This is a genomic window from Vibrio nitrifigilis (assembly GCF_015686695.1).
Taxonomy (GTDB): Bacteria; Pseudomonadota; Gammaproteobacteria; order Enterobacterales; family Vibrionaceae; genus Vibrio; species Vibrio nitrifigilis.
The window spans coordinates 1-10721 of record NZ_JADPMR010000009.1; the positions used below are offsets into that span (position 1 = coordinate 1).

Annotated in this window: 4 protein-coding genes and 9 pseudogenes; 7 read left to right on the top strand and 6 right to left on the bottom strand. The window is 44.3% G+C overall.

Annotation, left to right across the window (positions count from 1 at the left end; genetic code table 11):
- Positions 1–259 precede the first annotated feature (259 nt).
- Positions 260–866 (bottom strand): annotated as a pseudogene (gene lolA / locus I1A42_RS24520) (outer membrane lipoprotein chaperone LolA).
- 136 nt (positions 867–1002) lie between these two features.
- Positions 1003–1614 (bottom strand): annotated as a pseudogene (locus I1A42_RS24525) (SEC-C metal-binding domain-containing protein).
- A 173-nt stretch (positions 1615–1787) separates the two neighbouring features.
- Between I1A42_RS24525 and I1A42_RS25395 the strand changes: the two are divergent.
- The 3 genes and pseudogenes from I1A42_RS25395 to I1A42_RS25405 all read left to right on the top strand — a co-directional run bounded on the left by I1A42_RS25395 (position 1788) and on the right by I1A42_RS25405 (position 2741).
- Positions 1788–2090: a tRNA-dihydrouridine synthase gene (locus I1A42_RS25395; RefSeq protein ID WP_408063550.1), complete on the top strand. Its 303-nt coding sequence runs from the start codon at positions 1788–1790 to the stop codon at positions 2088–2090.
- Positions 2012–2515: pseudogene (locus I1A42_RS25400) on the top strand (tRNA-dihydrouridine synthase). The gene I1A42_RS25395 and the pseudogene I1A42_RS25400 overlap by 79 nt, the downstream one beginning before the upstream one ends.
- Positions 2505–2741 carry a hypothetical protein gene (locus I1A42_RS25405; protein ID WP_408063551.1) on the top strand — a complete coding sequence of 79 codons (237 nt, stop codon included), beginning with the start codon at positions 2505–2507 and terminating at the stop codon, positions 2739–2741. The pseudogene I1A42_RS25400 and the gene I1A42_RS25405 overlap by 11 nt, the downstream one beginning before the upstream one ends.
- Before the next feature lie 69 nt (positions 2742–2810).
- Here the strand turns inward: I1A42_RS25405 and I1A42_RS24535 are convergent.
- The 4 genes and pseudogenes from I1A42_RS24535 to yfbV all read right to left on the bottom strand — a co-directional run bounded on the left by I1A42_RS24535 (position 2811) and on the right by yfbV (position 6544).
- Positions 2811–3617: pseudogene (locus tag I1A42_RS24535) on the bottom strand (ABC transporter ATP-binding protein).
- Positions 3607–4506, bottom strand: a pseudogene (locus I1A42_RS24540) (ABC transporter permease). The pseudogenes I1A42_RS24535 and I1A42_RS24540 overlap by 11 nt, the downstream one beginning before the upstream one ends.
- A gap of 268 nt (positions 4507–4774) precedes the next feature.
- Positions 4775–5633 (bottom strand): annotated as a pseudogene (locus I1A42_RS24545) (ABC transporter substrate binding protein).
- 458 nt (positions 5634–6091) lie between these two features.
- Positions 6092–6544: a terminus macrodomain insulation protein YfbV gene (gene yfbV / locus I1A42_RS24550; protein WP_196123339.1), complete on the bottom strand. Its 453-nt coding sequence runs from the start codon at positions 6542–6544 to the stop codon at positions 6092–6094.
- Positions 6545–6889: 345 nt separating this feature from the next.
- Here yfbV and I1A42_RS24555 point away from each other — a divergent pair.
- The 4 genes and pseudogenes from I1A42_RS24555 to I1A42_RS25410 all read left to right on the top strand — a co-directional run bounded on the left by I1A42_RS24555 (position 6890) and on the right by I1A42_RS25410 (position 10431).
- A pseudogene (locus tag I1A42_RS24555) lies at positions 6890–8087 on the top strand (acetate kinase).
- Positions 8088–8238: 151 nt separating this feature from the next.
- A pseudogene (locus tag I1A42_RS24560) lies at positions 8239–9110 on the top strand (AAA family ATPase); the annotation flags it as partial.
- 32 nt (positions 9111–9142) lie between these two features.
- Positions 9143–9829 carry an ATP-binding cassette domain-containing protein gene (locus I1A42_RS24940; protein WP_329604870.1) on the top strand — a complete coding sequence of 229 codons (687 nt, stop codon included), beginning with the start codon at positions 9143–9145 and terminating at the stop codon, positions 9827–9829.
- Positions 9830–10008: 179 nt separating this feature from the next.
- Positions 10009–10431, top strand: a pseudogene (locus I1A42_RS25410) (ATP-binding cassette domain-containing protein).
- The last annotated feature ends 290 nt before the right edge of the window (positions 10432–10721 follow it).

Below are 10721 nucleotides of genomic sequence, written 5' to 3' on the forward strand. Positions count from 1 at the left end.
CCCCCGTGCCTGGTGGTCCCCACAAAATCATAGAGTGAATATGACCAGATTCTAAAGCTCGACGCAGGGTTTACCCACGCCTAAAATATGTTGCTGACCAATATATTGCTCCACCGTTTGTTGGACGCATACGTGCAGCAAGGGGACGAAAATCTTCGTCCCCTGAAAAATCTAAACTGTAGTTATTGTTCACCGTCACGACCTCCCCTATTTCAGCTCACTGAGAGCGTCATACTGAGTGGGTGTTGAATAGGTGGGATTATTTACGTTGGTCGTCAACTTCTACGCCTTCAGGCAGTTGGAATATAAATAAACCGGCCTCTGGTTTCCTACCCTTAACATCACTAAAAGTAAACAAGCGTTTTTGCCCATCCTGCTCAATCACAATTAAAGCCTTTAACGATACCTTTGGCAGTAATGTCGATTTGAAACTGGCCTTGGTTAGTATCCGCATCGGTAGGAATAAGCGTAAAGGACATCGCCTTTTTCTTGGACTCGGTAAGCATCCCAGTCACTCTTACGAATTACGGGTTAATAACACAAATGGTGTCTGTTCAGTCGCTTGATCAGGATGATAAATAGTGACTTGTTCAATAAATGGATTGTAATACCATAACGTTTTTACCATCAGAAACTAGCAGGTTTTCATCCGGAGTCTTAGTTTCCCAACGAAAAAGATTCGGACGAGAGATGTTCACATAGGCCATTGCCATCTACGACGACTTCTCCATCTGGGCTGATGACTTTTTGTTGAAACTTAGCACTGAACCCATCGGTCCAACGCCAAACGATCACTTAATCACATCTTTTGGTGCAGCCAAAACAGAAAAACTACAAAACGCCAATGCGGCAACCCATTTTTTCATTATTTAATCTCTCCAAGATTTTTAAGCCAACTGATATTTTATGACTAACGATGACTCGTGCATTACGGGGCGAGGACCCTCATATATAATAATTATTGCCAACGTTAGTGTCAGTGTCGTGTTTGAATTTTTGTTTTTAACGTCCACAACACTGTTTGAATTTTTTCCCGCTACCGCAAGGGCAACTGTCGTTACGCCCCACCGTTTTATACGGATTAATTTTCTGCGCCTGAGCCCCTAATAAACATTCATCGGCTGCCATAGCGACTTCCTGTACCATCACATCAAGCTGCGGTAGCAAATCACTTAATTGCGGTGGATGTTCAATCCCTGCAGCGCGCATTTGTGCTTGGGTTTGCTCTTCATCAAGCGCCAACATAAATGTGGTTAATAACGCTTGCAACATGCGCAAGGCACCATCACTGACGACAGCCTGCTGCCACTTGTCTTCAATCAGCGGCCATAAAGGCCATAAAACCCGAGGCAAGTTCACTGAGGACATCAGAATCACTTTGAATAAGCTCAAGCAACGGATATTGATTCGCTTTAATGACTTGATATTGAGTTTGCAGATGATCATGAACTTGTTTAACAAACACCGAGTCCTGCATCAGGAAACAGCTCTGATAACCAAACGATTTGGATCTAAAGGTTCAGTGGTAAAGTTAGCCGCTAAGACTACCCCTTCAATAAACGGCGCCGACACATCATATTCAGCCACATTCAGTTCAATAAATTGGTAACTCATACCGCTCTCTTATCAATAGTTAAGTCGAGCATTATACCCAAGTGTTTGCCAGATGCACGCATCGCCCGTGGTTGCCTATGCTTTAACCAAACTGAAATCAACATCGACCAAGTCGTGACATTTGTATCACTCCACACTACAATCTCGCGTCCCAAATACCAAGATAGACGATTATGCGTGTAATTTTAGGCCCGATGGAGGGCGTGTTAGATCATTTGATGCGAGAAATGCTGACAGAAATCAACGATTATGATTTCTGCGTAACAGAGTTCGTGCGGGTCGTTCACCAACCACTCCCCGACCATGTGTTCTATCGCCTCTGCCCAGAGTTAAAGAACGGTTCACGTACGCAAGCTGGTGTGCCCGTTAAAGTTCAACTCCTTGGCCAAGAGCCTAAATGGATGGCAGAAAATGCCGTTCGCGCCGCAGAATTGGGCGGGCCTATGGTATTGACCTCAATTTCGGTTGCCAGCTAAAAACCGTCAATAAAAGCCGCGGTGGCGCAGCACTCCTGCAAGAGCCTGAGGTAATTATCAAGGGGTTAAAGCTTGCCCGTGATGCGGTAGACAGCCGTATCCCAGTTTCGGCAAAATTCGTTTTGGGTTGGGAAGATCCTAACGACTGCTTTGAAATCGTTGATGCAATCGAATCAGCTGGATCAAGATGAGCTAACGATAGCATGCCCGCCACCAAAGTTGGCGGTTATATAAGCGCATGAAATTAAGTGGGAACTACATCGACGACATCCGCAAAAAAAACCGCGATGCGATTATAGCGAATGGAGAAATTTGGTCTTACTCAAGATGGCCAAGATTGTATCGCAGCCACTGGGGTGCAAGATGTCATGGTATGTCGAGGGGCATTTAATATTCCTAACCTTGGTAATATGGTTGACACGTAACGAAGCTCAAATTGCCTTGGGTAGGAACGTGGTTGATTTGTTATTGCGCTATTCCCAATATGAAGTTCGCGCGGGACAAGCACAAATACTATCCAACCGAGTTAAACAGTGGTTCACCTATTTACGCAAAGCGTATCCGGAAGCAAAAGAGCTGTTTCACGATATTCGTACGTATATGGAAGTAGAACCGATTGGGAACATATCGAGCGTTATCGCGACAGTTTAGACAATAAGCAGAGATATAACAAGAGAGCGCAAACCGCGCTCTCTCATCATTGGACGGCAATAGAAGGTACTAAGACAGTAGCAGAGCATCGTCAGTCAGCTCTTCTCCACGTACTTTAGTAAACATCTCTAACAGATCTGGGACATCATATTAGCGCGTTGCTCTCCTGCGACATCAAGCACAATATTCCCCTGATGAAGCATCACTGTACGATCACCACACGCTAACGCATCTTTCATCGAGTGTGTCACCATCATGACCGTCAACTTAACTTCTCAACGATGCGTTTCGTCACGTCGATGATAAACGCGGCCATTCTTGGGTCCAACGCCTTGCGGTCATGTTCATCAAGTAACAGCAATTGACTATCGGCCAGTGTTGCCATCACCACAACTGACCCGCCTGCCTCTGACCACCAGACAGTAAGCCAATACTGTCACTCAAACGATTCTTCCAGCCCTAATCCTAATATACTGGATGCGCTCTTGAAAGAGCTTACGGCGATTCCCTGATAGAGAAAGCTCCAGCCACGACGTTTACCACGCAGTAGGCTAGCGCCATATTCTTCTTCAATGGTTAACGATCCGCAGGTACCGGCAAGTGGATCTTGGAAGACTCGCGCACAGAGGCTAGCACTGTTGATCAACAGTAAGACGAGTCACGTTCTTTTTCACCAATCAACACTTTGCCCCCCACCATAGGGGTTTCACCGGTGACGGCCCCTAACAAGGTCGATTTACCCGCCCCGTTTGAACCAATAACCGTCAAAAACTCACCTTTTGGCACTTCTAAATTCACGCCACGTAAGGCCCTATTTTCCAAGACAGTACCCGGGTTAAAGGTGACTTGAATATCTTCTAACGAATCATGCCGCACCTCCAGATACTTTTCTCGCTTGTAATTTTCCTTTCATTTTGGCATAACGAGCGCAAGTGCAACCATATGGCCGTTACTAAGTTAAGGTCCGATGCTTGTAAACCGAACAGTGCCAGAACTTAGCGCAAATGCTACAGCTAACCGATACAACACCGAACCGACAATCACCGCCTAAGATAGCTACCCAGATTTTCTTGCCGGGAATCAAAGTTTGCCCCAAGATGACGGCAGCCAATCCCACTACAATCGTACCGACACCTGAAGTCACATCAGCAAAGCTATTGGTTTGGGCAAATAGTGCCCCAGCAAAACCAACAAAACCGTTTGATAACGCTAAACAAAAGTAGGTGTAGAAACCCACACTGGCCCCTTGAGCCGCTACCATACGTGTATTTACGCCAGTCGCACGCATCCCAAGGCCAAAATCACTGTTTAATAACGCACGATAAACCATGCTGAGAACAGTACTAATACCCCCACCACAATTGGCCGGACATACATAGGATCACCCCACGCTTCAAATGGCGTGAGTATGGTATCTTGTCCTAACAGTGCAATATTAGGGCGTCCCATAATACGAATATTGATTGAGAAGGCAGCAATACTTGTCAAAATAGATGCCAATAAATTTAGAATGCCACAACGAACCGTTAAAAACGCCGTCACCCATCCTAGTGCTGCACTGACAATGAGTCGCCATGATAGTGGCAACCCATGGATTAATGCCCGCGACAATGGCTGTTGCAGCAACAGCGGCACCCATAGGAAAGGTACCATCGACGCTTAGGTCGGGAAAATCCAACACACGGAACGTAAGGTAAACGCCAAGAGCAACCAATCCGTAAATTAATCCGAGCTCTAATGCACCAAAAAACGCAAAAGCAGACATTACTTACTCCCTTTTCTGCTTAATAAAATAACGAGGCTTGGGTCTTGTCATCACTAATGATGAGAGACAATGAGCACTCCTTAGCTCATTAATATTCAATCACCAAAGCGAGGCGACCCGCCTTTCGCTTTGGTGTATATCACTATTTAACGATGAATTGTTCTTCTAATGTCTTAGTCGCGCGATCTAATACCGGATTGTGGAATTTTAAAGCCGAGTTTGTCTGCAGCGGTTTTGTTAATCACTAAGTCAGACCCCGTTGCAACTTTCACATCAATATCACCGGCTTCTTACCATTTAAGATATCAACGACATAATCCGCAGTTTGCAAACCGATTTGGTAATAATCAAAACCAAGGCTAGCAATCGCACCACGTTTCACGTAGGAAGTTGCCGCACCAAACACAGGGGTTTTAGCCTGATTGGCAGCCACAACCATGCCCTCAAATGCACTGGCAACGGTGTTATCAATCAAAGCATAATAATGTCGGAATTGGCCAGCAATTGCCTGAGTCGCAGATTGAACGTCAGCACTTTCAACGCAGTGGCTTTCACAATTTTAATGTTGTTTTTTGCTGCTGCGACTTCCAAAAGTTCCATCAGACTGACTGCATTAGCTTCACCCGGATTGTATACCACTCCCACGTTTTTCACGTTGGCATTAACTCTTTAATTAACGCGATATGCTGTGCGACTGGTGAAAGATCGGAAAGTCCGGTTACATTTTTTCCAGGGTGTTTCAGCGTTTTCACCAGCTTAGCACCAACAGGGTCGGTCACAGCGGTGAATACGACGGGAATTGTCCGTGTCATCGCAACTAGCGGCTTGAGCGGTTGGCGTGCAATACCCACTAACACATCTGGCTTTTCACCCACAAACTCGCGGGCAATTTGCACGGCTATCGCAGGATTCCCTTGTGCAGTTTTATAATCGAATTTGAGGTTTTTACCTTCGATATAACCTTTTTCTTTTAAACCATCGAGTAGCCCTTGGCGAGTTGCGTCTAAAGCGGGGTGTTCAACAATTTGAGAGACGGCAACCGATACTGTTTTGGCAAGAATGGTTGGGGAAGAGAGTAATGTCGCCCCTGCAAGAACTGCGGTAGCGAATAGTTGGCCTGCTTTCATCTTAACTCCTTGATTACATACCTAAACGTACACGTCAATCACATCAACAACCTTGTCAGTGATTCACAACGAGTGTTCATGCCTTGTACGGCACATTAGGTAATAAAGCACACATATTCTTCTGAACAATTTGGCTTTAATAACGCGTATCATCGACATTACAGTAGATAGACGCGGTTACCTCAGCCATCGTGATTAATAATAATTTTTCATACAAAAACTGCATTCACTGCAGTTATGCCATTATTACCAGCATCAATAGACAAAAGGAAGCATCAAAGTATCAATATGAAAGAAAAACAGTAAGGAAAAAGATAAACGAGGGAAAAAACAATTAGGCACTTGAATAATAAGCAGTCTAGCTACCACTCAGATCACAAGCACCCGAATTTAAATTTGTGGTGCGAAAACAGGACTATCACGCCTCCCCTGCACACAGGTTATCCAATCTCTTCAATTCAAAACCAACGTTCTAAAGAAGATTCATCTAGATGGCGAAAAGCACGGTTTAATACGGTTGCTAACTCTTTATAGCGCGGCCGTGATTTTGCAGGTTCTAAAGCAAACCCAGATTCAGTGATTTTCTGATGAATTTCACGATACCAAGACGCTAAACTCGGTGGTAAGTGAGTGTTTGCTCGCTGTCCTAACCACCACATCCCTTGCAAAGGCATACTGAGCGCGAACAGAGCGATGATAATCGATTGAGGCATTGCTCCCGCATTGTGGAATACCATTTGCGTTAACACACTAATCGCAGCAACAGCAGGCATGACTTTGATACCGAACTTGGTCGCTTTAATAATGCGCTGTTCCGGAAAAATGAGGTTGAGCTCCTTGCGTACAGGCCAGATATCCATGTATTTCTGACCATCTTTTAAACAGTAGATGATGCCGACTCTGTTACTCATAAGCAGTTTCTCACTCTCTAATGCGGCCATTTCTTAAAAAATAGTTGAATGATTCAACAAATGACGCAAAAATTTGACTAAAGCTAATATTGATTCAAATTTTTTTTGTTATATTAGCCCATTGTCGCTATCCTTTGCGGACTTTTTTCGCTTCATTGTTGCTCGATATACTAAGTATGGCAACTAAGAAGCAAATTAGCACGGAATGCTAAGACGATTTTTTGACTTTATCACGTCTTTTACAGATGGATTTTATTTTTTTATTGACCAAGATTAGTACGTATCCCAAGGATTGCACTACTCTTGGGAAAATTTTTACCCTTACGAATAAACAGGTAGTTACTCATGTCTAAGCTAGTTTTAGTTTTAAACTGCGGTAGTTCTTCGCTTAAGTTCGCAGTCGTGGACGCTGATAACGGCAACGAGCACCTTTCAGGTTTGGCAGAATGCCTTCTGCTTCCAGAAGCTCGCATCAAGTGGAAACTTGATGGTAAACACGAAGCGCAACTTGGCAACGGAGCCGCTCACGATGAAGCACTTGCTTTCATCGTCGAAACTATTCTTGCTTCTAAGCCAGAATTGGCAGAGCAGCTAAAAGCAATTGGTCACCGTGTTGTACACGGCGGCGAAAAATTCACTCAATCTGCATTGATTGATAACGACGTACTACAAGGTATTGAAGATTGTGCAGCACTTGCACCACTTCATAACCCAGCACACATTGTTGGTATCAAAGCAGCACAAAAAGCATTCCCAGCACTGAAAAACGTTGCTGTGTTTGACACTGCTTTCCACCAAACGATGCCTGAAGAGGCTTACCTATACGCTCTACCATACAGCTTGTATAAAGAGCACGCTATCCGTCGTTACGGTATGCACGGTACTTCTCACCTATTCATCGCTCGTGAAGCGGCTGAACGTCCTAGGCAAACCAGCTAATGAACTTAACATCATTAACTGTCACCTAGGTAACGGTGCATCTGTGTGTGCAATCAAAAACGGCCAATCTGTTGACACTTCAATGGGTTCTAACTCCTCTTGAAGGCCTAGTCATGGGTACTCGTTGTGGTGACATCGATCCTGCGATCATTTTCCACCTACACGACACACTTGGTTACTCTGTAGCAGACATCAACAAAATGTTGACTAAAGAATCTGGCCTACAAGGTCTAACTGAAGTGACTTCTGATTGCCGTTTCGTTGAAGAAAACTACGGTCAAAAAGAAGAAGCGACTCGCGCAATGGACGTATTCTGCCACCGTTTGGCGAAATACGTTGCAGGCTACACTGCAAGCCTGACGGTCGTCTAGACGCTATTGTCTTCACTGGTGGTATCGGTGAAAACTCTGCACCTATCCGTGAAATGGTTCTTAACCGTCTTGCAATCCTAGGTGTGGAAATTGATGGTGAAGCAAACCTTAAAGCACGCTTCGGCGGCGAAGGTGTGATCACTTCTGACGCAAGCCGCGTTCCAGCAATCGTTATTTCAACTAACGAAGAATTAGTTATTGCTGAAGATACTGCTCGACTAGCAGGTATCTAATTTCTACTCTACTGGCTAACGAAATTCGTTAGCCAGTGTTTCATTGGGCTTAACTCCTATTCCACCAATTAATTAGGAATAAGTAGTTAGGCTTTGTGTCCTCTCAATCTAAGTGATTAGATTGCAATCAATTGTTAGAGGTATTGAACGAATGTCCCGTACTATTATGCTTATCCCTATCAGCTCAGGTGTTGGTTTAACCAGCGTGAGCATGGGTACCCTACGCGCAGCTGAGCGCAAAGGTGTAAGCGTTTCTTTCTACAAACCAATTGCCCAACCTCGTCAAGGTGGCGATCAACCAGACCTGACTTCTACTATGTCGGTAAAGACATTAAAATCGCGGAACCAATCGCGATGTCAGTGGCTGAAAATTGGCTTGGTACTGAACAAACTGACGTTCTTTTAGAAACTATTGTTGAACGTTACAACCAAATCAATGACGCTGATGTTACTCTTATCGAAGGTCTAGTACCGACTCGTAAACACCCATTTGCTAACCAAGTGAACGCGGATATCGCGGCAACTCTTGGGCGCAGAAATCGTGTTTGTTGCTAGCCCTGGCTTAGATAACCCAACTCAGCTTAAAGAGCGTATCGAAGTAGCATGTTCTAACTTCGGCGGCACTAAAAACAAAAACATCAAAGGCGTTATCATTAACAAACTTAACGCTCCTGTTGATGAAGCTGGCCGCACTCGCCCAGACCTATCAGAAATCTTTGATGGTTCTGACGCAGCACAGCAAGCTAACGTTGCTGTAATGGAAATTTTCAACTCTAGCCCTATTCGCGTGCTAGGTTGTGTGCCTTGGAATATCGATCTAATCGCAACTCGTGCTATCGATATGGCTAAGCACCTAAATGCTGACATCATTAACGAAGTGTGAAATCAATACTCGCCGCGTTAAAAGTATCACTTTCTTGTGCTCGTTCAATCACTAACATGATTGAACACTTTAAACCAGGTTCACTGCTTGTTACTTCAGCTGACCGTCCAGACGTTATCGTTGCTGCTTCGATCTTTGCGTCACTATCTCGCAAGGAGAAAAGATTGGTCTGATTGGCCATAATGGTTGCGGTAAAAGTACCTTGATCAAAGTATTAAGTGGTCGCCAAGAAGCAACTCTAGGTCAGGTTTCAGTGTCACAACGTTGCTTATTGGGATATGTAGAACAATCTTTACCTGCAAACCTTCTACAAAGTACAGTATTAGAAGCGTTACAAGAACGTTTATTAGCGACTGACCACTGGCAAGCTGAGTGTCTATTAGCGGATTTAGGTTTTGCCGAAGCCGAGTATCAACGTACTGTAAACCAACTTAGCGGTGGACAGCAAATACGTTTACTACTGGCAAGGGCTGTGATTACAAAGCCAGATTTATTGTTACTTGATGAACCAAGTAACCATTTAGATCTTCCCTCGATGTTGTGGTTAGAATCATTTTTATCCCAATGGAAGGGCAGTTTTGTCTTGGTTTCACACGACGATGTGTTGTTAGACAAGGTGACTAATTCCACTTGGATTATGCGTGATTCCTCGCTGTATTATTATGATTTACCCTGCTCACAAGCAAGAGAACAGTTAGCTGCCAAGGATTGCGCGGACGAACAACGTTTTGCTAGTGAACAGCAAGAGATTGAGCGCCTTGATCAAAGTGCAAAACGGTTAGCTCAATGGGGTAAAACCTACGATAACGAAGATTTAGCTCGAAAGCAAAAACCATGCAACGGCGTAAAACGCGTTTAATCGAGCAGCAAACTGAGTTAAGTGATGGTACGCCGTGGATATTATCGTTAAAGGGTAATGCTTTGCCCGCGATCGTTTAGTTGAATTTTCTACGTGGAATGTTTGTGTTGAGCAGAGCTGTATTCCACTGTTTGTCGCTCCTTTTATGCAGGTTAAAAGTGGTGATGCGGATTGCTATCATGGGCGCAAATGGTTGCGGAAAATCAACGCTATTACGTCATTTATATCAGCACTATCAACAACCCATGATTGATGAGGTCAGCTGCCATGACCAATGTCGGATTGGTTATTATGATCAATCGTTACAGCAAGTGAGTAGTGAGGCGTCATTAAATAACGCTCTACGACCATTTGCGAATGTCAGTGATGATGTGCAGTAAGCAAGCGCTGATTAATGCGGTTTTACTTATGAACGGACACAGCAAATGGTCAGTGAATTAAGTGGCGGTGAACGAGCGAGATTGTTGTTTACAGGATTGTCGTTGGCTCAATATCATCTTCTCATGCTTGATGAACCGACTAACCACCTTGATTTAGAGGGTAAGAACAACTTGCCGATACCTTATCGCATTTGCCGGTGGTGTTTTGTTGGTCAGTCATGATCGCCGACTTATTGAAACCTGTTGTACTCGGTTCTGGGTTATTGTTGATAACAAGTTATGTGAATATTTGGACGTTAACGAAGCTTATTCCCACCTAGATACAGCGGTTTAAACCGTCCAGTAAGCCTAGTGAATCGCACGATCACATAAGTCAGACTGACTATGAACTCGTTGATGAAGAAGCACTTCTGGTACGTTTAGTTGAATTAGAACAGCGATTAGCCGATGACTTAAACGGAAACCACGTCATCAAAAAGTGCGAAACCAGCACGCTGGCAAGAAGAAATTGA